At 70.8% G+C, this 23,494-nt stretch carries 19 protein-coding genes; 6 read left to right on the top strand and 13 right to left on the bottom strand.

The annotated features are described in order from the left end of the window. Positions 1 to 77: 77 nt before the first annotated feature. The 3 genes from moaC to galU all read right to left on the bottom strand — a co-directional run bounded on the left by moaC (position 78) and on the right by galU (position 2,963). Positions 78 to 563, bottom strand: a complete 486-nt coding sequence (moaC, locus tag ABZ990_RS12810; protein WP_361229678.1) for a cyclic pyranopterin monophosphate synthase MoaC — start codon at positions 561 to 563, stop codon at positions 78 to 80. A gap of 57 nt (positions 564 to 620) precedes the next feature. Next, a complete protein-coding gene (gene glp / locus ABZ990_RS12815) occupies positions 621 to 1,904 on the bottom strand; it encodes a gephyrin-like molybdotransferase Glp (RefSeq protein WP_361229858.1) in 1,284 nt (427 codons plus the stop codon). A 159-nt stretch (positions 1,905 to 2,063) separates the two neighbouring features. After that, a complete protein-coding gene (galU, locus tag ABZ990_RS12820; protein WP_361229681.1) occupies positions 2,064 to 2,963 on the bottom strand; it encodes a UTP--glucose-1-phosphate uridylyltransferase GalU in 900 nt (299 codons plus the stop codon). A gap of 250 nt (positions 2,964 to 3,213) precedes the next feature. Between galU and ABZ990_RS12825 the strand changes: the two genes are divergently transcribed. Then, on the top strand, positions 3,214 to 3,780 hold the full coding sequence (locus tag ABZ990_RS12825; RefSeq protein WP_361229860.1) for a 5-formyltetrahydrofolate cyclo-ligase: 567 nt from the start codon (positions 3,214 to 3,216) through the stop codon (positions 3,778 to 3,780). 42 nt (positions 3,781 to 3,822) lie between these two features. On the opposite strand, the gene ABZ990_RS12830 is transcribed toward ABZ990_RS12825, so the two are convergent. Continuing rightward, complete coding sequence (locus ABZ990_RS12830; protein ID WP_361229683.1) at positions 3,823 to 6,660, bottom strand: penicillin acylase family protein; 2,838 nt, start codon at positions 6,658 to 6,660, stop codon at positions 3,823 to 3,825. A gap of 259 nt (positions 6,661 to 6,919) precedes the next feature. On the opposite strand from ABZ990_RS12830, the gene ABZ990_RS12835 reads away from it, so the two are divergent. From ABZ990_RS12835 to ABZ990_RS12855, 5 genes are all read left to right on the top strand, one after another. Then, a complete protein-coding gene (locus ABZ990_RS12835) occupies positions 6,920 to 8,473 on the top strand; it encodes a potassium/proton antiporter (RefSeq protein WP_361229863.1) in 1,554 nt (517 codons plus the stop codon). 370 nt (positions 8,474 to 8,843) lie between these two features. Continuing rightward, positions 8,844 to 10,151 (top strand): MFS transporter, encoded by a 1,308-nt coding sequence (locus ABZ990_RS12840; RefSeq protein WP_361229684.1) that lies wholly within the window; start codon positions 8,844 to 8,846, stop codon positions 10,149 to 10,151. Between the two features lie 68 nt (positions 10,152 to 10,219). Then, on the top strand, positions 10,220 to 10,528 hold the full coding sequence (locus tag ABZ990_RS12845) for an FmdB family zinc ribbon protein (RefSeq protein ID WP_361229687.1): 309 nt from the start codon (positions 10,220 to 10,222) through the stop codon (positions 10,526 to 10,528). A 140-nt stretch (positions 10,529 to 10,668) separates the two neighbouring features. Next, the gene (locus tag ABZ990_RS12850; RefSeq protein ID WP_361229689.1) at positions 10,669 to 11,529 is read left to right on the top strand and encodes an S-methyl-5'-thioadenosine phosphorylase; all 861 of its coding nucleotides are present in this window, start codon (positions 10,669 to 10,671) and stop codon (positions 11,527 to 11,529) included. Between the two features lie 217 nt (positions 11,530 to 11,746). Continuing rightward, positions 11,747 to 12,283 carry a hypothetical protein gene (locus ABZ990_RS12855; protein WP_361229692.1) on the top strand — a complete coding sequence of 179 codons (537 nt, stop codon included), beginning with the start codon at positions 11,747 to 11,749 and terminating at the stop codon, positions 12,281 to 12,283. A gap of 305 nt (positions 12,284 to 12,588) precedes the next feature. Here ABZ990_RS12855 and ABZ990_RS12860 read toward each other — a convergent pair whose 3' ends face one another. The 9 genes from ABZ990_RS12860 to ABZ990_RS12900 form a co-directional block, all read right to left on the bottom strand. Beyond that, positions 12,589 to 12,804 (bottom strand): hypothetical protein, encoded by a 216-nt coding sequence (locus ABZ990_RS12860; protein WP_361229693.1) that lies wholly within the window; start codon positions 12,802 to 12,804, stop codon positions 12,589 to 12,591. A 69-nt stretch (positions 12,805 to 12,873) separates the two neighbouring features. Continuing rightward, positions 12,874 to 13,242, bottom strand: coding sequence for a hypothetical protein (locus tag ABZ990_RS12865; RefSeq protein WP_361229866.1), 369 nt, complete (start codon positions 13,240 to 13,242; stop codon positions 12,874 to 12,876). 59 nt (positions 13,243 to 13,301) lie between these two features. Further along, positions 13,302 to 13,958, bottom strand: a complete 657-nt coding sequence (locus ABZ990_RS12870; RefSeq protein WP_361229696.1) for a Rieske (2Fe-2S) protein — start codon at positions 13,956 to 13,958, stop codon at positions 13,302 to 13,304. Further along, positions 13,955 to 14,554 (bottom strand): 4Fe-4S dicluster domain-containing protein, encoded by a 600-nt coding sequence (locus ABZ990_RS12875; RefSeq protein ID WP_361229698.1) that lies wholly within the window; start codon positions 14,552 to 14,554, stop codon positions 13,955 to 13,957. Before ABZ990_RS12875 ends, ABZ990_RS12870 begins: the two co-directional genes overlap by 4 nt. A gap of 8 nt (positions 14,555 to 14,562) precedes the next feature. After that, positions 14,563 to 16,860: a molybdopterin oxidoreductase family protein gene (locus tag ABZ990_RS12880; protein ID WP_361229701.1), complete on the bottom strand. Its 2,298-nt coding sequence runs from the start codon at positions 16,858 to 16,860 to the stop codon at positions 14,563 to 14,565. Next, on the bottom strand, positions 16,857 to 17,909 hold the full coding sequence (locus ABZ990_RS12885; RefSeq protein WP_361229869.1) for an MFS transporter: 1,053 nt from the start codon (positions 17,907 to 17,909) through the stop codon (positions 16,857 to 16,859). The genes ABZ990_RS12880 and ABZ990_RS12885 overlap by 4 nt, the downstream gene beginning before the upstream one ends. A gap of 158 nt (positions 17,910 to 18,067) precedes the next feature. Continuing rightward, the gene (gene pflA, locus ABZ990_RS12890; protein ID WP_361229703.1) at positions 18,068 to 18,886 is read right to left on the bottom strand and encodes a pyruvate formate-lyase-activating protein; all 819 of its coding nucleotides are present in this window, start codon (positions 18,884 to 18,886) and stop codon (positions 18,068 to 18,070) included. A gap of 354 nt (positions 18,887 to 19,240) precedes the next feature. Beyond that, complete coding sequence (gene pflB / locus ABZ990_RS12895; protein ID WP_361229872.1) at positions 19,241 to 21,490, bottom strand: formate C-acetyltransferase; 2,250 nt, start codon at positions 21,488 to 21,490, stop codon at positions 19,241 to 19,243. A gap of 430 nt (positions 21,491 to 21,920) precedes the next feature. Continuing rightward, positions 21,921 to 23,348, bottom strand: a complete 1,428-nt coding sequence (locus tag ABZ990_RS12900) for an MFS transporter (protein ID WP_361229706.1) — start codon at positions 23,346 to 23,348, stop codon at positions 21,921 to 21,923. Positions 23,349 to 23,494 lie beyond the last annotated feature (146 nt).

A 23,494-nucleotide genomic window follows, 5' to 3' on the forward strand; every position in this document is an offset into this window, starting at 1 on the left:
GCCCGTTTCCTGTCCGCGCGCCTGGCCCTGGCCCGCGCTCCGGTCCACGCCCCGTTCCGCGCTCCGGTCCGCGCCGGTCACGCCTCGCTCCTCGTCCAGTGGCCGGACTTGCCGCCGGTCTTCTCCTCCACCCGTACGTCGGAGATGACCGCGCCCTTGTCGACCGCCTTCACCATGTCGACGACGGTCAGGGCCGCCACCGACACCGCCGTCAGGGCCTCCATCTCGACGCCCGTACGGTCCGTGGTCTTCACCGTCGCGAGGATCTCCACCGCGTCGTCCGCGACCGCCAGGTCCAGCTTCACGCCCGAGACCGCCAGCGGGTGGCAGAGCGGGATCAGGTCCGGGGTCCGCTTCGCGCCCATGATCCCGGCGATCCGGGCCGTGGCGAGCGCGTCGCCCTTGGGCACGCCCTCGCCGCGCAGCAGCTCGACCACACGCGGCGACACCAGGACACGCCCGCTGGCGCGGGCGGTGCGGGCCGTGACGTCCTTCGCGGAGACGTCGACCATGCGGGCCGCCCCCGCCTCGTCGATGTGGGTGAGTCCTTGCTGCGTACTCATGGCGGTGACACTCCCGGTCGCTGTGTGGGACGACACCGTACCCCCACGATGCGCCCCTCAGCCGAGGAGGACCACTTCGAGCTCCGCCCCCGGCTTCACATCCGTCACCTCCTCGGGCACGACGAGCAACGCGTCGGCGTGCGCGAGCGCGGCGACCAGGTGGGAGCCCGCACCGCCCACCGGCGTCACCGTGCCCGACCCGGCGTCGTACGTCCCCCTCAGGAACTGCCGCCGCCCGGCCGGCGAGGACAGCACCCGGTCCCCCGCCAGGGCGGCCCGCAGCCACGGCCGTCGCTCGTCCGGCCGGTCCGCGAGGCCCATGAGGGCGCGGATCGCGGGCCGTACGAACAGCTCGAAGGAGACGTACGAGGAGACCGGATTGCCCGGCAGCGCGAGCAGCGGGGTGTGATCGGGGCCGATCATGCCGAAGCCCTGCGGCTTGCCCGGCTGCATCGCCAGCCGGCGGAAGTCGACCTCGCCGTCCGCCGTCAGCGCCTCCTTCACCACGTCATATGCCCCGACGCTGACCCCGCCCGTGGTGACGATCAGGTCCGCCCGGACCAACTGGTCCTCGATGGCGGCGCGCAGCGACTCGGCGTCGTCGGCGACCGCGCCGACCCGGAAGGAGAGGGCTCCGGCGTCGCGGGCGGCGGCGGCCAGCGCGAAGCTGTTGGAGTCGTAGATCTGTCCTTCGGCCAGCGGCTCGCCGGGCTGGGCCAGTTCACTGCCGGTGGACAGGACCACCACGCGCGGACGCGGGTGGACCCGTACGCGGCCGCGGCCGATCGCCGCGAGCAGACCGAGCTGCGGCGGGCCGAGGACCGTGCCGGCCGCGAGGGCCAGCTCGCCCGCCTTCACGTCGCTGCCGCGGGCCCGGACATGGGCGCGGGCCTCGGCGGGGCGGTGTACGCGGACCTCGCCTGCCGCGCCCTCCGGGGCGACGCTCGCCGGGCGCATGGTGCCCGTCGCGCCCGCGTCCGCGCCCGTACCGCCGTCGGTCCACTCGACCGGGACGACGGCCTCGGCGCCGGGCGGCAGCGGGGCGCCGGTCATGATCCGGGCGGCCTGGCCGGGGCCGACCTCGGGCAGCCCGCCCGCGCCCGCCGCGACGTCGCCGATCACGGTCAGGACAGCCGGGAACTCCTCGCTCGCCCCGGCCACATCGGCGACGCGGACGGCGTAGCCGTCCATGGAACTGTTGTCGAAGGGCGGCAGCGCGACCGGCACCGTGACGTCCTCGACGAGGACGCAGCCCTGGGCGTCGGGCAGTTGCAGCTCGATGGGCTCCAGCGGGGAGACCGCGGCCAGGATGTCGGCGAGGTGTTCGTCGACGGTCCACAGGTCCCGGGCCGGGCCCGCGCAGGGGTCGCCGGCGGGGCCGGGCCCGGCGGCGCCGTTGGTACCTGCGGCGCCCGTGGCCGTGGTGTCGTCGCCGGTCGGGCCGTCGGGAGCGCCGTCGCCGGGGCCGTGGCCCGACGGTGCCGTGGTGCTGCTCAAGTGCTACATCTCCTCGCTGACGTAACCGCGGAGCCAGGTGCGGAAGTCCGGTCCCAGATCATCACGTTCGCACGCCAGTCTGACAATGGCGCGCAGATAGTCCCCTCGATCGCCGGTGTCGTAGCGGCGGCCCTTGAAGACGACCCCGTGGACCGGGCCGCCGGCCCGCTCGTCCTGGACGAGCTTCTGCAGCGCGTCCGTCAGCTGGATCTCGCCGCCGCGGCCCGGCTCGGTCTCCCGCAGTATCCCGAAGACGGCCGGGTCGAGGACGTACCGGCCGATGATCGCGAGGTTGCTGGGCGCGTCGGTCCGCTCCGGCTTCTCCACCAAGTCCGTCACCTTCACGACGTCCGCTTCACTGGTGGGGGCGACGGCGGCGCAGCCGTAGAGGTGGATCTGGGACGGGTCGACCTCCAGCAGCGCGATCACGCTGCCGCCGAACCGCTCGCGCACCTCGACCATGCGGGCGAGCAGCGGGTCGCGCGGGTCGATGAGGTCGTCGCCGAGGAGGACCGCGAAGGGCTGATCGCCGACGTGCGGCGCGGCGCAGAGCACGGCGTGGCCGAGGCCGCGCGGGGCGCCCTGGCGGACGTAGTGCATGGTGGCCAGATCGCTGGATTCCCGGACCCGGGCGAGGCGTTGGCCGTCGCCCTTGCGGGTCAGGGCCTCCTCCAGCTCGTAGTTGCGGTCGAAGTGGTCCTCGAGCGGGCGCTTGTTACGGCCGGTGATCATCAGAACGTCGGAGAGGCCCGCGGCGACGGCCTCCTCCACGACGTACTGGATGGCCGGCTTGTCGACGACCGGCAGCATCTCCTTCGGCGTCGCCTTGGTGGCCGGCAGGAACCGGGTGCCAAGGCCGGCGGCCGGGATGACAGCCTTGGTGAGAGAAGGCGTCTGAGTCATGCGGAGCACCCTAGCCGTTCGGTATGGGCGGAAGGCGGGGCTCCGATGAGCTTTCCCGGCGCTCGCACCACTACCGTCCGATTTCAGACGAACCGAGGGAAAGGAACACGCCTCCGCTGTGAACAGCGTCGACCCCTCCACCGGCCCCTCCGCCGAATCCATCGCTGAATCCGCCGCCGATTCCGCCGCCGACACGCCTGCCGGTACGCCCTCGGACGCGGCGCCCGAACTCGCCGCCCGGAAGGCATCGCTGCGGCGCGCCCTGCTCGACGCCCGTGCGGAACTGGACGCCGGCGACCGTGACCGCCATGCCGCGGCGCTGGCGGAACACGCCCTGGAACTCCCCGAACTCACCGACCCCGGCACCACCGTCGCCGCCTATGTCTCGGTGGGGCGCGAACCGGGCACGCGCGCGCTCCTCGACGCGCTGCGCGCTCGGGGCGTACGGGTCCTGCTGCCGGTCCTGCTGCCGGACAACGACCTCGACTGGGCCGTGTACGAGGGCGCCGACCGCCTCGCGAAGGCGGGCCGCGGACTGCTCGAACCGGTCGGCGAGCGGCTCGGCCCCGAGGCGGTGCGCGAGGCCGGCGCGGTGCTGCTGCCCGGGCTCGCGGTCGACGCGCGCGGCATGCGGCTGGGGCGGGGCGGCGGTTCGTACGACCGGGTCCTCGCCCGGCTCGCACGCGCCGGAACGGATCCGGCGCTCGTCGTGCTCCTCTACGCGAACGAGGTGGTCGCGCGGGTCCCGGAGGAACCGCACGACCACCCCGTGCACGCGGTGGTGACCCCGGAGGGGGTCCGGCGTTTCAGGCCGTAGGGCCTGGGGCCGTCAGGCCCTAGGCCGACGGGCCGTGAGCCCTCAGGGCTCCAGCCGCAGGGTGTCCTGGGTGGCGGCGCCGACCGCCGCCTTCCCGTACGCCCAGTCGAGCATCTCGCCCTTGGCCCACTTGTCCGTCTGGTCGGTGTAGTGGGCGTTGAAGGCGTGACCGGAGGCACCGCTGAGATTTATCCAGCGGGACTTGTCCCAGTCGCCGACGTTGACGACCATCCGCATCGACGGGACCCAGATGACGTCGTAGCCGCCGGCCGCGTTCCAGCCGGTCGCGTTGACGGCCGCCTCGCCACCGCCCAGGTTCCACGGACCACGGTTGAGCAGGGCCTGGACGACACCGGGGCCGGCGGTGCCGAGGGTCTGGTTCTTCAGGGTCAGCTGGTGCAGCCGGCCCCAGCTCCAGCTGGAGACGTCCTTGCCAAGCTTGGCGGTCAGCTCCCAGCGGGCGTCCTTCATAGCCTGCGCGAGCAGCTGGTCACGGGTCTCGGTGGGGGCGTTGAGCCGGTCGCCCGGCGTCTTCCACCAGGAGTTCTTCTCCTGCTTGAGCAGCGGGCGGACCACCTCGAACCAGCGGTCGCCGCCGTCCGGCTGCGCCGAGCTCGCATCGCGCCGGCCGCACTCGCGGACCAGCTTGTTCTGCTTGTCGACCGGACCGGTCTCGTCGGCGACCCGGACGTTGATGCACTCGCCCTGGACGCGCAGTTCCTTGGGCAGCTTGTTGCCGAAGGCGAGCTTGAGAACGTTGCGCCAGACCGCGTTGAAGTACGCGGCGGGCGCCGAGTCCGGCTCCTGGGTGTAGTCCCAGCCTTCGAGGAGCTTCTGGGCCTCGCGGACCTGCGGGTCGGCGATGTCGATCTTCAGCAGGAGCGGGTTGAGCAGGGTCGCGATCTCGCTGCGGTTGTCCATCTGCAGGGAGACCATGTCGTCGGGCGACACCTTGCCGCCGTCCTTGATCTTCGACTCGATGAGGTCGTTGATCCGCTGGCTGCGCGAGCCGAAGCCCCAGTCACGGGTGAGGAGGTAGGGGTACTTCTTCTCGTCTATGACGGACTGGTTGGCGGTAACGATGTAGCCGCGCGCCGGGTCGTACTCGTAGGGCAGCTCGTCGAAGGGGATGTAGCCCTTCCAGTCGTACGCGGAGTTCCAGCCGGGTACGGGCAGGGTGCCGTCGTTGCCCTTGGCGTCGCTGCGGACCGGGATCTTGCCGGGCGACTGGTAGCCGATGTGGCCGGCGGTGTCGGCGTAGACGAGGTTCTGGGACGGGACCTCGAAGTGCTTGGCCGCGGCCCGGAAGCTCTTGAAGTCCTTGGCGCGGTTGAGCTCGAAGACGGCGTCCATCGACTTGCCGGGCTCCAGCGCCGTCCAGCGCAGGGAGACGCCGTAGCCGGTGCCGCGGTCCGGCGCGGCGTTGCCGACGGGAGCGGTCTTGCCGACCTGCTCCAGTTCGGAGGAGCGGTCGGAGACGAGCGGACCGTGCTCGGTGGAGCGGACGGTGATCTTGCGGTCCGAGCCGCCGGCGACCTTGATGGTCTCCTCGCGGGACGTGAACGGCTTGGTCTTGCCGTCGACCACGTATCCCTCGGGGCCGACCTTCTCCAGGTAGAGGTCGGTGACGTCCGCGCCGAGGTTGGTGAAGCCCCAGGCGATGGAGTCGTTGTGGCCGATGACGACGCCGGGCATTCCGGAGAAGGTGTAGCCGGCGACGTCGTAGCGGCAGGTGGCCGACACGGAACGGCAGTGCAGGCCCATCTGGTACCAGAGGGACGGCAGCATCGGGGCGAGGTGCGGGTCGTTGGCGAGCAGCGGCTTGCCGGACGTCGTGTACTTGCCGGAGACGACCCAGGAGTTCGAGCCGATGCCGTTGCCGTTCGGGCCGAGCAGGGCCGGGATCTGGTCGAGGGCGTCGGAGAGGCCGGAGAGCTGGGACTGGACGCCCTGCGTGCCGGTGCCCGTGCCGGTTCCGGTCCCGGTCCCGACGGTGCCCGTGCCCGTGCCGACGGCGCCGGTACCGACGCCCGTGCCGGTACCGGTGCCGACGCCCGTGCCGGTGTCAGTGGTGCCAGTGCCCGTGCCGGTGTCCTGGGTCGTCGGCTCGGCCTTGGGGTCGAACGTGCGGGTGACCGGGTCCACGGCGCCCTTGCCGACGATCGGCTGGTGCAGCCCGTACGGGTAGTCCGGGTACAGCTGCGCGATCTCGTCCGTCCCCAGCCGGCTGGCCATCAGGGAGCGATCGATCTCGTCCTGCATGTTGCCGCGCAGGTCCCAGGCCATGGCCTTGAGCCAGGCCACCGAGTCGACCGGGGTCCAGGGCTCGATGGCGTAGTCGTTGGTGAGGGCCAGCGCCGCGTACTCGACGGAGATGTCGGACGGGGCACGGTCCTTGAGGTACGCGTTGACACCCTCGGCGTAGGACTGGAGGTTCTTCTTGGTGTCCGCCGACAGGACCTTGTCGTATTCCTCCTGGGCGACCCGGCGCCAGCCCAGGGTGCGGAGGAAGGCGTCGGTGTCGACCTGGCTCTTGCCGAACATCTCGGACAGACGACCGGCCGTCAGGTGGCGGCGGACGTCCATCTCGTAGAAGCGGTCCTGCGCCTGGACGTAGCCCTGGGCGCGGAAGAGGTCGGCCTCGTTGTCGGCGTAGATCTGCGGGACCCCGTAGGAGTCGCGCTTGACCTCGACGGGGGCGGAGAGCTTGTCGAGCCTGAGGGTGCCGGTGGTCTGCGGGTACGAGCCCCGGACGGTGTCGACGCCCCAGTACGCGCCGTACCCGACGCCCGCGACCAGCGCGAGAACCAGGGCGAGAACGATCAGACGGGCGCGCCGCCCCTTCTTCTTGGCAGGGGGCGCGGTCGTGTTGGAGGGCATCGCTGTCCTTCGAGGGGCAGGGTGGTCCTGGAGTACAGGGTGGTCCTGGAGTACGGGAGCAACCTTAGGCGCAGCGCCGGGAGGCCCCGGACGCGGTATCAGGAAGAGAACCGTACTCACCGGTACTGATGTGCGATCAGCCATCGGGAAGGCATCAAGAACGCGTTAAAGTTTAGGTAAGGTAACGAAGTACCCGTCCCCGGCGCCGGAGGAACGATCCGGCGGAGGCCGGGCTGCGCCCGAGGGGAAGGAACGGCCACTGACTGTCCACCAGCTCAATGAACTCCTGCTCATCTGCTCGCTCGTGCTGCTCATCGCTGTCGCGGCGGTGCGGATCTCGTCCCGGAGCGGGCTGCCCAGCCTGCTGCTCTACCTCGGGATCGGGGTCGCCATGGGGCAGGACGGCATCGGCAACGTCGCCTTCGACAACGCCGAACTGACCCAGGTGATCGGCTACGCCGCACTCGTGGTGATCCTGGCCGAGGGCGGTCTGGGCACCAAGTGGAAGGAGATCAAGCCCGCGTTGCCCGCGGCGGTCATGCTGTCGACCGTCGGCGTCGCGGTGAGCGTGGGCATCACGGCGACGGCCGCGCACTATCTCGTCGGCCTGGACTGGCAGCCGGCCCTCATCATCGGTGCCGTCGTCTCCTCCACCGATGCCGCCGCCGTCTTCTCCGTTCTGCGCAAGGTCCCGCTGCCCACCCGGGTCACCGGCGTCCTGGAGGCCGAGTCCGGCTTCAACGACGCCCCGGTCGTCATCCTCGTCGTCGCCTTCTCCACCGTCGGACCCATCACCTCCTGGTACGTCCTCGTCGGCGAGATCGCCCTCGAACTGGCCATCGGCGCCGCCATCGGCCTGGCCGTCGGCATCATCGGCGCCTTCGGACTGCGCCGTATCGCCCTGCCGGCCTCGGGCCTCTACCCGATCGCTGTCATGGCCATCGCCATCACCGCGTACGCCGCCGGGGCCATCGCCCACGGTTCGGGCTTCCTGGCCGTCTATCTGGCCTCGATGGTGCTCGGCAACGCCAAGCTGCCGCACGCCCCCGCCAACCGCGGCTTCGCCGAGGGCCTCGGCTGGATCGCCCAGATCGGCATGTTCGTCCTGCTCGGTCTGCTCGTCGCCCCGCACGAGCTGATCAACGACTTCTGGCCGGCCATCATCATCGGTCTCGTCCTCACCATGCTCGCGCGGCCCATGGAGGTCTTCGTCAGCCTCCTTCCCTTCCGTATCCCCTGGCAGGAGCAGGCCCTGATGTCCTGGGCCGGCCTGCGCGGAGCCGTTCCGATCATCCTCGCCACCATTCCGATGGTGTCCGGGGTCGCGGGCAGCGAGCGGATCTTCAACATCGTCTTCGTGCTGGTCGTCGTCTACACCCTGATCCAGGGCCCGACCCTGCCCTGGCTGGCCAAGGCCCTCAAGCTCGGCCGCCGGGCCGACGCCGCCGACCTCGGCGTCGAGTCCGCACCCCTGGAGCGGCTGCGCGGCCACCTGCTGTCCGTGGCGATCCCGGAAGGCTCCCGGATGCACGGTGTCGAGATCTCCGAACTCCGGCTGCCCGCCGGCGCCGCCGTCACCCTGGTCGTCCGCGACGAGAAGAGCTTCGTCCCCGCCACCGACACCATGCTGCGCCGGGGCGACGAACTGCTCGTCGTCGCCACCGACCCGGTCCGCGACGCCGCCGAGAACCGGCTGCGCGCGGTCGACCAGGGCGGCAAGCTCGCCGGCTGGCTCGGCACCAGCGGGGCCACCGCGCTCACCATCCAGGAACACGAGGGCCCCTTCCGGAACCCGCTCCGGAAGGCCGGCTGACCTCGGACAGCTCTCCGGACGCCCCCCGGGGTGCCTGTCGTATGAAGCCCTCTCCCGGGTCTTCACACGGCAGTCGCCCCGGCCCGGTGAGAGCGGCCCCCGCGCCCCTGTCCCCCGGACGGACGGTGCCGTCCGCCGGGTACGGCCTTGAACGTTTTCCCCTCTCGGGGACCCCACCCGGCTGTACCATGCAAGCAACACCTGATCGAACCAACTCTGCCTGACGCAGAGCTGGCGCGACCGTATGGCGGCCGAGGCGTCTCCACCGTGGAGCCCGGTATCTACCGCAGTTCCGCGCAAGAGGACAGCTCTCGGCGAGCCCGCGCCACGCGTGCACGGACCGCTACCAGGCGGCAGAAAGGCATGGACCGTGGCGTCCACGGTCGTCTCCGAGAAGCGGCCCGGTTACGGGCAGCTGCTGCGCACTCCCGGCGCACTCTCCTTCCTGCTCCCCGGCTTCGCCGCCCGGCAGCCGTTCGCGATGCTGACCATCGGCATCGTGCTACTCGTCCAGCACACCACCGGCTCCTACGGCAGCGCCGGTGCCGTCGCCGCCGTGACCGGCGTCTCCATGGCGCTGTTCGCCCCGCAGAGCGGCAAGCTGGCCGACCGTTTCGGCCAGCGGGCCGTACTCCTCCCCGGTGTGCTCGTCCACGCCGCCTCCGTCTCTTTTCTCGTCGCACTCGCGCTCGCCGGCGCCCCGCTGTGGGGCCTGTTCCTCGCGGCCGTGCCCGCCGGCGCCTCGGTGCCCCAGGTCGGACCGATGGTCCGGGCCCGCTGGGCGGCCGTCCTCGGAGGAACCGCCCCGGGGGAGACCTCCGGAAAGGGCATGTCGCTGCTTCCGACGGCCGCCGCCTTCGAGTCGGTGACCGACGAGTTCACCTTCGTCATCGGCCCTGTCCTCGCCACCGCCCTGTGCACCGGCGTCCACCCGGCCGCCGGTCTCGTCACCGAGGCCACGCTCACCCTGGTCGGCGGTCTGCTCTTCGCCGCCCAGCACTCCACCCAGCCCCCGCACGGCCTCACCCTCACCGGCCAGGGCGACGCCGAGCCGCGCCGCTCGGCCCTCTCGGTGCCGGGTGTCCGTGTTCTCGCCATCGCCTTCCTGGGAATCGGCTCGGTCTTCGGCGGCATGCAGGTGTCCGTCACCGCCTTCGCCGGGGAGATCGGCAACCCGGGCATCAACGGTGTGCTTTACGGCGTCTTCGCCGCCGGCAACATGCTCGCCGGCATCGCCATGGGCGCCATCGCCTGGAACGTCGGCCCGCGCCGCCGACTGCTCCTCGGCTACACCGGTCTGGCCATCACTGCCTCCCTTCTCTGGTCCGCGCACTCGGCCCCGCTGCTCGGCGCGCTCGGTCTGGTCGTGGGTCTCTTCATCGCCCCGGCCCTGATCAGTGGCTTCACGATCATCGAGACCCTGGTCCCGGCCTCCGCCCGCACCGAGGCCTTCACCTGGCTGACCGGCGCCGTGGCACTGGGCCAGGCCGGTGCCGTCACCGTCGCCGGACAGCTCGCCGACGCCCACGGCGCGAGCACCGGATTCCTGGTGCCGATGGCGGGCACACTGCTCGCCCTCGCCACCCTTGTCGCCCTCCGCTCGCACCTGGAACCCCGGGAATCGGGCCGGGTCACGGCACATGGCATCGGTCACCGAGTCCCGGTGTCGGTGGACTGAACCGACGGAATACGTCACTATGGATCGTCGTTAGCACTCGATGAGTGTGAGTGCCAGGAGGAAGACAAGTGCCGACCTACCAGTACCAGTGCACCGAGTGCGGCGAGGGCCTCGAGGCGGTGCAGAAGTTCACGGATGACGCTCTGACCGAGTGCCCGAACTGCAAGGGACGCCTGAAGAAGGTGTTCTCCGCGGTCGGCATCGTGTTCAAGGGTTCCGGCTTCTACCGCAACGACAGCCGCGGCTCGTCGTCCAGCAGCACGCCGGCCTCGTCGAAGTCCACCTCTTCGACCTCGTCGTCCACCTCCACGTCGTCGACGCCTTCCTCGTCCTCGGACTCGAAGCCCGCGACCTCGTCGAGCACCTCGGCGGCCTGACCCGCCGCTCGCCCGATCCATCCGATGCCCTGCCGCCCCGCGCGGCGGGGCATTCGGCATTCCCGCGGTCCTGTCCGATTCCGGCTCCCGGCCCGCCGGAAACACGCCACCGTTCCCCGGAACCCGCCTAGGGTGACCGCATGACGGCGCAGACGGCGGACTCGTTCGCGGACATCGGTGTGATCGGCGGCTCAGGGTTCTACTCCTTCCTGGACGATGTGACGGAGGTGTCGGTCGACACCCCGTACGGCAGTCCCAGCGACTCCCTCTTCCTCGGCGAGCTCGCCGGCAGACGGGTCGCCTTCCTGCCCCGGCACGGCCGCGACCACCGTGTGCCACCGCACCGGATCAACTACCGCGCCAACCTCTGGGCCCTGCGCTCCGTGGGCGTGCGCCAGGTCCTCGGGCCGTGCGCGGTGGGCGGACTGCGCGAGGAACACGGTCCCGGCACCCTCGTCGTGCCCGACCAGCTCGTCGACCGGACGAAGAGCCGCGCGCAGACCTATTTCGACGGCGCACCGCTTCCGGCGGCCTGGGGCGGGGCCGTACCGAACGTGGTGCACGTGACCTTCGCCGACCCCTACTGCCCGGACGGGCGCCAGGTGGCCCTGAAAGCCGCCCGGGGACGAGGCTGGGACCCGGTGGACGGCGGCACACTGGTCGTCGTCGAAGGGCCCCGCTTCTCCACACGCGCCGAGTCGCGGTGGCATGCGGCCGCGGGCTGGTCGGTGGTCGGCATGACCGGCCACCCCGAGGCCGTACTCGCCCGGGAACTGGGACTCTGCTACACCTCCCTCGCTCTGGTGACGGATCTGGACGCGGGCGCGGAGACGGGGGACGGCGTCTCGCACGCCGAGGTGCTTCGCGTGTTCGGCGAGAACATGGGCCGGCTGCGCGAGGTGCTCTTCGACGCGGTCGGAGCACTGCCCGCGACCGTCGACCGGGACTGCCTGTGCACACGGGCACACGACGGATGGGACCTGGGCATCGAACTGCCGTGATCACGCGGGCCGGGATTCGAGCCGGCCCGCGGGAACCGGACTGGCTCAAGCGTCACCGATCCCGCCTCGCGTCGGCAATCGCTCGCCAGGGTGAGGAAGTTATCCACAATCGCGTGGTCGTCCACAGGCCCGCGCGGGATCTCGACGAATGCGGGACGGTGAGTGCGGTTCGCCGGAGATTCCGGTGAACGGCTCGTCCACGACAGGCGGTTGCGCGATGACCACGGACTCCTGCTCCCCTCACACCGGCACCTCGGTGCCCGCGCCCCTCGGGGTGCCGCCCTTCGATCCGCTGCGGGTACGCGGCACACGGCTCCGGCTGAGCCGGGCGCTGCGGCGCCGGCGCCGAGCTTCCGCCACGGTCCTGGCGGTGACCGCGGCCGCCCTCGCGGCCACCGGCGCGACCGGTGCCGAGGGCCTGGCCCCACGGTCCACTCCCCCACCCGTGCGCGAGCGGCATCGGCCGGCCCCGGTGCCGCTGGTGTCCGCCCCGGTGCGGATCGCCGACGCCGAGACCGTCCGGCTGCTGCGGCCGGGCGACCGGGTGGACGTGATCGCCGCGCCCGCCGGGCCGATGGGAGGCGGGGGCGAGGCCCGGGTCGTGGCCTCGGGCGCCCGGGTGACCGAAGTGCCGCGGGCGGGCGGGACCCGTCCGGACGGCGGGGCGCTGATCGTCCTCTCCGTTCCGCGGGCGACGGCGGCCGCGCTCGCCGGGGCGGGCATCACCTCTTCATTGGCGGTGACGCTGTGCTGACGCACGCCGGCCGCAGGCCGCACGATCGTCCCGTGTGCACGGACCGGATGCCGCCGCGCCGGTCGCGGTCCCATGGCTCCGCATGCCGGTGGGCACATGACGCAAGGCCTCGTGCGGGCCGAGAGGAAGGAAAAGGTGCCGGGAGGCCGCCATGCCTTCCTGACGTGCGGGAACGTGAACGACCTGGTCGCGCGGCCCGGTCGCGGGTCCCGGCCCCGGCGGTGATGGCGGCGGGAGTGGTCCCGCTGGGGACACTGGGGACAAAGGGACGCACCCCACCTCGTGACCGGCGGCTCGCGTCGGTGTCAGAGGTGGTGCGGCGGCTTCTCGTCGAGGAAGCGCGCGAGGTCGGCGGCGCCTGCGTCGCCGGCCGGAGGCCGCTCGCCCCACCCGCGGTCCGTGTCGTCCGCGGACTGCTGGTCCAGCGGATCGTCGAAGATCAGTTTCGGCTTCGGCCGCGATGCGGGAGCGGAGCCGGTCCGATTCTCTGCTCGCGGACCGTGTGCGGGGGCGGTGCTCATGTACTCAGGGTACGCCGGACCGCCCGGCCCGCCCCGGCCCGATCCGGGTGCTTCCGGTCACCGGTCGGGTCACCGGTCCTTGGGGTCGAGCAGCCACAGGCCGAGGACCACGAGGAACGACAGGACGAGGAATCCGGCCCCCCACCAGGCCGTACCGGTGTTTCCGATCATCCATTCGTCGACGAGGATCGTCAGGCCCCACAGCTGTCCGACGACCACGGTGAGGGCAAGGGTCAGACGGGCGGAGAGCTTCGCGGAGCGCTCGGGTTCCTGCTCGAATCCGGCGCCGGGGCCCGGGCCGGTGTGCCGGATCCTCGGGTCCCCGTATCCACTGGTGGGACGGATCTGGGGGTAGCGCTCGCGGACCGGCCGGTTCAGCCGGGGCTGGGCGCTGCCGGGGGTGTACGCGGGGCTCGGTGCGGTGTCGCCCGCGGGCACACGCGGCGGCTCGGGGACAGGTTCGGGGGCACCCGGGTCCTTGGGAAAGGGGGTGTCGGTCACGTCCGCTCGCTCCTCTCGGTTCGGGCGGCACCCGGGCAGAAGCGGAAGGCATTGTCCTGTTCGCGGCACAGACCCTCCTCGACGCTCTCGCCGGACCGTGCGGTGCCGATGGCCCACACGCTGCCGTCGGCCTGTTCGAGCAGGACCACCTTCGGCAGCGGTCGCGGCGGCGGGCCGGCGGCGACTTCTCCCGTACGGGCGTCGAAGATCCCCTCGTGGCAGGGGCAGTACAGCTCGCCCTCGCTGCCCCGGTCCTTGCGCCACAGGACCGCGCACGCCAGGTGGGTGCAGACGGCCGAGTAGCCCTTGAGGGTGCCGTCGGTCATCCGGAAGGCGATGGCCCGGTCCTCGTCGCCGGGGTAGCGGAAGGCGAGGGATTCGCCGGGCAGGAGACGGTCGGTCACCTTCTTCGGTTCGGGTCGGGTCTCACTGTCGCCGTGCCGGTGGAGGATGCCGGAGGCTACGGCGATCCCGCCGACGGCCAGGCCGCCGGAGACGGTGGCGACGATGCGCAGGTAGTCGCGGCGGGTGGAGAGGGAGTCGGCGGAGATCCGGTCGCGCAGGGCCTGCCGGGCCGTGTCGGTCCGCTCCGGGCCGGCGCCGGATCCCGGGCCGGGGTCAGGGTCGGCGGGCGGCTGTTCGGTGGTGCTCATCGGACATCCACTCCGTTGACTTCGACGATGGGCAGACCTCCGGGCACGGGCCACTGGACCTTGTCGGCGGGGACGACCATCGCCACTCCGGTGGAGACGGTCGAGGCCCCGAAGGTGAAGGAGTCGGCGACCTGCACACCGGGTCGTTCGGAGCGGAGCTCGTCGAGGGTCCCGTAGAAGAGGGCGCCGGTGGGGCAGACGGTGGCGCACATGGGGGCGAGACCGTGGGCGGTGCGGTCGTAGCAGAGGTTGCACTTCATCTGGAGCTTCGCCTGGAGGTCGATCTTCGGGACCCCGAAGGGGCAGGCGTTGACGCAGTTGGCGCAGCCGATGCAGCGGGTGGTGTCGGCCTGCTGCACCACGCCGTCGGCGGTCACCAGGATCGCGTCGGCGGGGCAGACCTCGGCGCAGGGGGCGACCGGGTCCTCGCAGTGCATGCAGACGGTGGGAAGGGAGGCGACGGAGCGTCCTTCGTCGGTGTAGTCGAGGTGGATCATCGACTTGCCGCGGTGGGAGTCGCATTCGCGGCAGGCGGAGACACATGCCTGGCAGCCGATGCAGCGGCCAGGGTCGATGAAGATCGTGCGGCCCATCATGTGCGGCGTCAGCTCCTCTCCGAGGTGCCACGGCCCTGGGAGGACGTGGGCGGCAGGGGGTCGTCGCGGGAGACCTGGGCCTCTGGGTAGGCGACCTGGCCGGGGCCGGTGGGCGGTTCGGGGACGAAGTCGACCCGCTCGGCGGCTTCGATGCGGGCGGCGCAGACCTTGTACTCGGGGATCTTGGAGCGGGGGTCGAGGGCGTCGATGGTCAGCGCGTTGGCGGAGGTGGGCACGGGCCAGTGGTAGGGGATGAAGACGGTGTCGGGCCGGATCGCCTCGGTGACCAGGGCGGGGAAGACCTCGCTGCCCCGGCGGGTGACGACGCGGACCGGGTCGCCGTTGCGGAAGCCGTGGGCGGGGTGGACCTCGACCCAGGGGCGGGGGGTCTGTTCGACGAGGGCGCCCAGGCGGCGGGTCTGGTTGCCGGAGAGGTAGTGGGCGACGGTGCGTCCGGTGGTGAGGGAGAGGGGGTACTCCTCGCTGTACGGGTCCATGGGCGGGTGCCATTCGACGACCTGCATATGGATCTTGCCGTCGGGGTGGTAGGAGCGGCCGTCCTCGAAGAGGCGGGGTGTGCCGGGGTGGTCGAGGGACGGGCAGGGCCAGACCATGCCGCCGGTCTCCTCCAGGCGTTCGTAGGTGATGCCGAAGTAGTCGTTGACCGTGCCGGCGGAGGCGGTGCGCAGCTCGTCGAAGAGGGTGCGGGAGTCGGGGAAGTCGAACTTGTCGCCGGAGCCGAGCCGTCTGGCGAGCTCGCACATGACCCAGGTGTCGGTGCGGACTCCGGCGGGGGGTTCCTGGGCCTTGTTGTGCTTGACGACCCGGGCTTCGGCGTTGGCCATGACGCCGTCGTCCTCGGCCCAGACGGTGACGGGGAAGACGACGTGCGCGTTGGCGGCGGTCTCGGAGAGGAAGAAGTCGAATTGAGCGTGGAACTCGAGGGTGTCGTATCCGTCCTTCACGGTGGCGTAGTGGGGAAGGGACACGAAGGGGTTGTTGCAGATGCCGATGAGGCCGCGGATCTCCTGGCGCTGCATCTGCCACACCATTTCCATCATGGAGGTGCCGGCGGGCGGGAGTTCGGATTCCTCGATGCCCCAGATCTCGCAGATCTGGCGGCGGTGTTCGGGGTTGGTGATGGAGCGGCCGCCGGGCAGCAGGTCGGCCTTCTGGCCGTGCTCGCGCCCGCCTTGGCCGTTGCCCTGGCCGGTGAGGGTGCCGTAGCCGGCGCCGGGGCGGCCGATGTTCCCGGTGGCGACGCACAGGTTGATGATCGACAGACAGTTCTCGACGCCCTGGGAGTGGTGTTCGACGCCTCGGGCGTGCCAGGCCATGGCGCGGTCGACGCTGCCGAAGGCGCGGGCGACCTGGACGATCTGTTCTTCGGGGACACCGCAGATCTCGGCGGCGCGGGAGGGCGGGTACGCGGCGACGGTCCGTTTCACCTCCTCCCAGCCGGTGGTGTGGGCGGCCAGGTACGCCTCGTCGGTGAGGCCCTCGGCGACGATGACGTGCAGGACGGAGTTGAAGAAGGCGGAATCGGTTCCGGGCTTGAGCGCCACATGGATGTCGGCGGTGCGGGCGACGGCCGTCTCGCGGGGGTCGACGATGATCAGGGTCGCGCCGCGGTCCCGGGCTCCCCACACGTACTGGGTCATCACGGGGAAGCACTCGCCGACGTTGGAGCCGGCGATGAGCAGGCATTCGGTGCGGAGCATGTCGGAGAACGGGTTGCCGGCCCGGTCGATGCCGAAGGCGAGTTTGTTGGCTCCGGCGGCGGAGACCATGCACAGCCGGCCGTTGTAGTCGACGTGCCGGGTCTTGAGGGCGACCCGGCCGAACTTGCCGACCAGGTAGGTCTTCTCGGAGAAGAGGCTGGCCCCGCCGAGCAGTCCGAAGGCGTCGTTGCCGTGCGCGGACTGGATGCGGCGGATCTCGGAGACGGTGAAGTCGAGCGCCTCGTCCCAGCCGACCTCGCGGAAGGGCTGGTCGCGGCTCTGCCGCAGCAGTGGGGAGGTGAGCCGGTCGGGGTGGTTGACCTGCTGGTAGGCGTTGATGCCCTTGGGGCAGAGGCGCATCCGGTTGATGTCGTGGTTGCGCGGTTCGACGCCGAAGACCTTCCCGCCGCTGTCGACGCGGAGATACATGCCGCACTGCACGCCGCAGAAGCAGCAGTGGGTGGGGACGAGGGTCTCGCCGTTCTGGTCGGCGTGCCAGCGGTCGGCGGGGATGCCGCCGGCCTCGCGGAAGTCCCGGGTGCCGGGTGGCGCGACGGACGGGCCGAGAGGGGGCGGGGAGTTCACTTGTAGCCCTCCTTGACGTGGGAGAGGTAGGCGCCGCCCCGCAGGACGCGCTTGCAGCGGGGGCAGTACTCGGCCCATTCGTCGAAGTCGAGCCGCAGGTCGCGCATGGTGCCCCGGAGATTCTCGACGTAGGGGGCGGTGTCGATGGGTTCGCCGCAGCGGCGGCAGGACAGGAGCCCGGCGCCGGTCTCGTCGGCGATGAGCGTGCCGTCCTTGGTGTGGGCGGTGTACTTGAACAGCTGCATGCCCACGGCCGCCGGGCGCTGGACGATGTGGAAGAACTTCCCGAAGGGGATGTAGATGAGGGTGAAGACCACCGCCGCCATGTGCAGGATCGCCAGGACCTGGTAGCCGCCGCCGTGCAGGAAGATCGCGGAGAAGGTGAGCAGCAGTCCGGTGACGGCGATGACGATGAGAGCGATGAGGGGGACCATGTCGTACGCGAAGCGCTGGCCGGTGACGGCGCCGCGGTCCTTCATACGGCGCCACAGGAAGTAGCAGGCGCCGGGGATGACGAGGACGGCGGCGATGTCCAGGCCGTGGAACATGAGCCAGCCGACGACGCTCAGCGAGTCGAAGCCGATGATCTTGAAGCCCCAGATCCGCATCTCGTAGCCGGGCCCCGCGCCGGTGGACGAGGTGAAGGTGAACCAGCCCCAGGTCAGCGGGAAGGTGATCAGGGCGGCCAGGACGCAGCCCCAGAAGATCAGCTGGTGGGCGGCCCAGCGGGCGTGGGAGCGGGCACCGAGGAACTTCTGGAAGCCGAGGTAGGTGGCGATCATCCTGGGCAGCGCGGTGGGCGCCTTGCGGAAGTTCCGGGCCGAGAAGAGAGCGCGCCAGCCCTGGGTGAACAACCGCCGGGCGCCCGGGGCGGAGACCCAGACGGTGTAGCGGTAGGCCACACCGAAGGCGAGGAAGACGGTGGCGACCGCGTACGGAAGGAGGGCGGAGTCGAAGTCGCTGAGCAGCCGGCTGCCGAAGACGATCGCGAGGATCAGCAGGACGGCGACGGCGGCTCCGGCGAGAACGGCCCGGCGGCGCACGTGCACGGGGGTCCGCGGCGGCCGGTCCCCGTGGGCGGGCGGGGATTCGGCCGGGGTGGGCGGGGGATCCGAGGGGGCCTGCTGTGACTCGATCACGCAGCCACACTAGGGCGATAGATCACCCTTTCGCCCGTTTTGAGGTGCGGGCGAGTGAGCGGAGGTGCTCAGACGGCGTAGAGCCCGTGCGACTGGAAGACGGCGCGCGCGGTGCTCAGTTGCGCCGGAGTCGGCGACGGAATGTTACGGAGGGGAAAAGGTCTGGCGAGTGCTCGCCATTTCGCCTCACCGAGCTTGTGAAAGGGCAGAATGTCCACACGGGAGACATTTCCGAGGGCGCTCGCGAAGGCGGCGATTCCCTCGAGGTTGGCGGCGGCGTCGGTCAGTCCGGGTACGAGGACGAAGCGGACGTGGATCTCCTTGCCGAGACCGGCGAGACGGCGTGCGAAGTCCAGGGTCGGCTGGACCGGACGGCCGGTGATCTTCTTGTACGTGTCCGGGTCCCAGGACTTGATGTCGAGAAGCACCAGGTCGGTGTCGCGCAGCAGGGCGTCGGTGGCACGGGCGCCGAGGAAGCCCGAGGTGTCGAGGGCGGTGTGCAGTCCGAGTTCGTGCTTCAGCCGGTGCAGCAGTTCGCCGGTGAAGACGGGCTGGAGCAGGGGTTCGCCGCCCGAGACGGTGGCCCCGCCGCCGGAGGCCGCGATGAAGCGGGTGTACTCGCCCGCTTCGGCGATCACGTCGTCGGCGGAGGTGCGGGTGCCGTCACGCATCCGCCAGGTGTCGGGGTTGTGGCAGTACAGGCAGGTCAGCGGACAGCCGGAGAGAAAGGTGACGAAGCGGGTGCCGGGACCGTCGACGCCCGTGGACAGGTCCCAGGAGTGGAGGAATCCCGAGGAGGTCCGGTGGGTCGCGGCGGCAGCCGGTGTCGCCGGTGTTGCGGGTGTCGCAGGGAGGGGTGGCAGGTCCGAGCGGGTCGGTGCGGTCATGGCAGGGCCTCCTGTCCAGAGAGGAGCGAGAGACGTGAAGGACGAGAGCGTGCGGGATGTGACGGGGAGGCTCGCGCGGCTCCGGGGCCCGGGTGAGGGCCGGGACATACGGGGCTCGGAGCCGCGCGGGCGGGCCGGGGACCGGCCGGTGTGAGGGCCGGCCGGGGCGCCTTCGGGTGCCGCGCCGGCCGGGCCACCTGGGCCGTCTGGGCCGGATCAGGGAGCGGGATCCTGATGCTCCGGGTCCCAGGCGGCGAAGGGAGAGGTACGTGGCCGGGGCGGCCGGTGACGAGACCGGCGGCCGTGGGCCGGGATACCGGGAGCCCGGTGTGATCGGCATGGTTTCGTCCGGGGTCACAGGGAGCCGTGGAAGGTGCGGTTCAGGACGTCGAGCTGCTGCTCGCGGGTGAGTCGGACGAAGTTCACCGCGTATCCGGAGACCCGGATGGTGAGCTGCGGATACTTCTCCGGGTGTTCCATGGCGTCCGTCAGCACCTCGCGGTCGAGGACGTTGACGTTCATATGGAAGCCGTCGGCCGCCGTGTAGCCGTCGAGGATGCCGGCGAGGTTGGCGATCCGTTCCTCGGGAGTGCGGCCGAGGCCATCCGGGGTGACGGTGCTGGTCAGCGAGATGCCGTCCTCGGCGTGCTCGTAGGGAAGCTTGGCGACGGACAGAGCCGAGGCGACCCAGCCGTGGGTGTCGCGGCCGTTCATCGGGTTGGCGCCTGGGGAGAACGGCTCGCCGGCGCGGCGCCCGTCGGGGGTGTTCCCCGTCTTCTTGCCGTAGACGACATTGGAGGTGATGGTCAGGACGGACTGGGTGTGTTCGGCGTTCCGGTAGGCCGGGTGCTTGCGGACCTTCCGCATGAACTCTTCGACCAGCCGGACCGCGATCTCGTCGGCGCGTTCGTCGTTGTTGCCGTACGCCGGGTAGTCGCCCTCGATGTCGTAGTCGGTGACCAGGCCGGTCTCGTCGCGCAAGGCGGTGACCCGGGCGTACTTGATGGCGGACAGGGAGTCGACGGCCACCGAGAGGCCGGCGATCCCACAGGCCATGGTGCGGCGTACGTCGCGGTCGTGGAGCGCCATCTCGAGCCGCTCGTAGGCGTACTTGTCGTGCATGTAGTGGATGACGTTCAGCGCGTGGACGTACACGCCGGCCAGCCACTCCAGCTGCGCGTCGAACTTGCGCAGCACCTCGTCGTGGTCGAGCACGTCGGAGGTGACGGCGCCGGTGTCGGGGCCGACCTGGAGGCCGGACCGTTCGTCGCGGCCGCCGTTGATCGCGTAGAGGAGGGTCTTGGCGAGGTTCACCCGGGCGCCGAAGAACTGCATCTGCTTGCCGACGGGCATCGCGGAGACGCAGCAGGCGATGGCGGTGTCGTCGCCGAAGCGGGGCCGCATCAGCTCGTCCGACTCGTACTGCACGGAGGAGGTGTCGATGGAGACCCGGGCGCAGAACTCCTTGAAGCCCCGGGGAAGTCGGGGCGACCAGAAGACGGTCATGTTCGGCTCGGGGGCCGGGCCGAGGTTGTACAGGGTCTGCAGATAGCGGAAGGAGGTCCGGGTGACCAGAGGACGGCCGTCCTCGCCGAGGCCGGCGAGGGACTCGGTGACCCAGGTCGGGTCGCCGGAGAAGAGCTCGTCGTACTCGGGGGTGCGCAGGAAGCGGACGATACGCAGTTTGACGATGAAGTCGTCGACGAGTTCCTGGGCCTGTTCCTCGGTGAGGCGGCCGGCGTCGAGATCGCGCTGGAGATAGACGTCGAGGAAGGTGGAGGTGCGGCCCAGGGACATCGCGGCGCCGTTCTGCTCCTTCACGGCGGCGAGGTAGGCGAAGTAGAGCCACTGGATGGCTTCGCGGCCGGTCGTGGCGGGGCCGGAGATGTCGTGACCGTACGCGGCGGCCATGGTCTTCAGCTCGCCGAGGGCGCGGATCTGTTCGGCCAGTTCCTCGCGCAGCCGGAGGGTCTCCTCCAGTGAACGGCCGTCGGCGGGAGGGGAGTCGAGTTCTGCCTTCTCCTCGTGCTTCACCTCGATGAGGCGGTCGACGCCGTAGAGCGCGACGCGGCGGTAGTCGCCGATGATGCGGCCCCGGCCGTAGGCGTCGGGGAGTCCGGTGACGATGCCCGCTTTGCGGGCGGCGCGTATCTCGGGGGTGTAGGCGTCGAAGACGCCGGCGTTGTGGGTCTTGCGGTACTCGGTGAAGACCTTCTCCAGTTGTGCGGAGACCGGGTAGCCGTAGGTCCGCAGGGCGCCGGCGACCAGGCGCCAGCCGCCGTTCGGCATGATCGCGCGCTTGAGCGGGGCATCCGTCTGGAGGCCGACGATCAGTTCCTTGTCGCGATCGATGTAGCCGGGAGCGTGGGCGGTGATGGTGGAAGGGATGTCGTACGCGATGTCGAGGACGCCCTTGGCCCGTTCTTCCGGGAACTTGTCCGTGATCGTCTTCCAGACGGCGGTGGTCCGCTCGGTGGGCCCGGCGAGGAAGGAGGAATCGCCTTCGTAGGGGGTGTAGTTCTGCTGGATGAAGTCGCGTATGTCGATGGCGTCCCGCCACAGACCGCCCTTGAAGCCTTTCCAGGCCCGCTCGTTCACCGTCATCGCCGCAGGGGTCGCAGTCACTGCCCGCACCGCCTTCTCGCTCTCGATCGCCGTCGCGTCGCCGTGTCGCCCGCCGCCCGGTCGGTGCCCGAGAGCGCCGGCGGGGCGAGGGCCGATGCCCGCACGAGTGTGGTGCGCACGGGTGCGGACACCGGTGCGAGGACGTACGCTCCGGCTCGTTGCCTGGGTCCATTGCACTCCGTTCGATCGATCGGAGAAGGTCGGCAATGGTCACCAGTGGATGGCCGTTGGTCCTGTCCCGGACCTGTGCGAAGGCCCCGCTCGGGTGGGGCCGTTCGCGGACCGTCGCCAGGTCGTACGGCAGGACGGGGGCGGGGGCCAGGGGGGCCAGGGAGGGGACGACGGGGCGGGGCGGGGCCGATGCCCGCCCCGCCCCGGCTCGCCCCGGCGTCCTGTCGGGGCGGGATGGTCAGCTGGGGGCCTCGGCGTTCCTGCGGGCGTAGAACCACCAGGCCACGAGCACACAGCTGAGGTAGAAGGCGACGAAGCCCCACATCGCGCTGGTCACGGCCACGGAGCCGAAGAGGGCCGGGATGAAGAAGAAACCGTAGGCGGCGATGGCCGAGGTGAAGCCGGTGACCGCGCCCGACTCCATCTCCGCCTGCTTCAGGGCCCGGGCGTACTCCGGGGTGCCCTCGGTCAGGCCCTTCAGTCCGGTGCTGCGGAAGATCACCGGGATCTGGCGGAAGGTCGAGCCGTTGCCGATGCCCGAGAAGAAGAAGGCCGCGAGGAAACAGAGGAAGAAACCGGGGAACGAACCGCCGTCACCGCCCGAGGGAGGGAGGAACGAGATGACACCGACGATGGCGCCCGCCATGCCCACGAAGGACAGGATGGTCACCCGCGCGCCGCCCCACTTGTCGGCGATCCAGCCGCCCGCCCAGCGGGAAAGGGCGCCCACCGCCGGGCCCATCCAGGCGTAGGTGGCGACGGAGTAGTCCGGGAAGGTCGTCTTGATCAGCATCGGCAGGCCGGCGGCGAAGCCGATGAAGGAGCCGAAGGTGCCGACGTACAGCCAGGTCATCAGCCAGGTGTGCTTGCGCCGGAAGATGACCTTCTGTCGGCTGAACGGGGTGGCGGCCACCTTCAGGTCGTTCTGGCCGAACCAGGCGACGGCGGCGAGGACGAGCAGGACAGGCACCCAGAGGAAGGCCGCGTTCTGCAGATGGACCTCGGTGCCGTCCGCCTTGTGCTGGGCGGATCCGATCGCGATCACCGACCAGGTGATGACGATCGGGGTGAGCAGCTGGACGACCGAGACGCCGAGGTTGCCGAGACCGCCGTTGATGCCGGCGGCGCTGCCCTTCTTCGTCTTGGGGAAGAAGAAGCCGATGTTGGCGAGGGAGGAAGCGAAGTTGGCGCCGCCGATGCCGCACAGCGCGGCGATGGCCACCATCACGGCGTACGGGGTGTCCGCGTCCTGGATCGCGATGCCCAGCCAGATCAGCGGGACGACCAGGACCGCCGTGGACAGGGCGGTGAACCGGCGCTGGCCGACCATCGGGCCGAGGAAGGTGTAGAAGATCCGGGCCGTGCCGCCGGTCAGGCCGGGGATGGCCGTCAGCCAGAAGAGCTGGGAGGTGGAGTAGGAGAAGCCGACGTCCTTCAGGTTGGTCGCGGTGACCGACCACACCTGCCACACCACGAAGGCGACGAGCAGTGCGGGCACCGCGATCCACAGGTTGCGGGTGGCGACCCGCTTGCCGAAGGACCGCCAGAAGAGTTCGTTCTCCGGCTCCCAGTCCGTGATCGTCCTGCCGGGCCGGTACTGCTCCGTGTCGTAGGAGACGGATACGGGGCCGTCTTTCGTCGGGGTGTGATGGACTGCGGAACTCATGGCGTTTCCCTGGCTTCCCTGACTTCCCGAACATCCCCGGGGCGGGGCTGGCTCTGCCCTTCAGGCTCCGCCTGGTAGCCGAGGGCCGAGAGAGTCGATCGACGTCATCGGGCGCGGGCGTAGGTCCTGTGAAATCCGGGACGTAG

It is taken from the genome of Streptomyces sp. NPDC046203 (assembly GCF_040646255.1).
Lineage (GTDB): Bacteria > Actinomycetota > Actinomycetes > Streptomycetales > Streptomycetaceae > Streptomyces.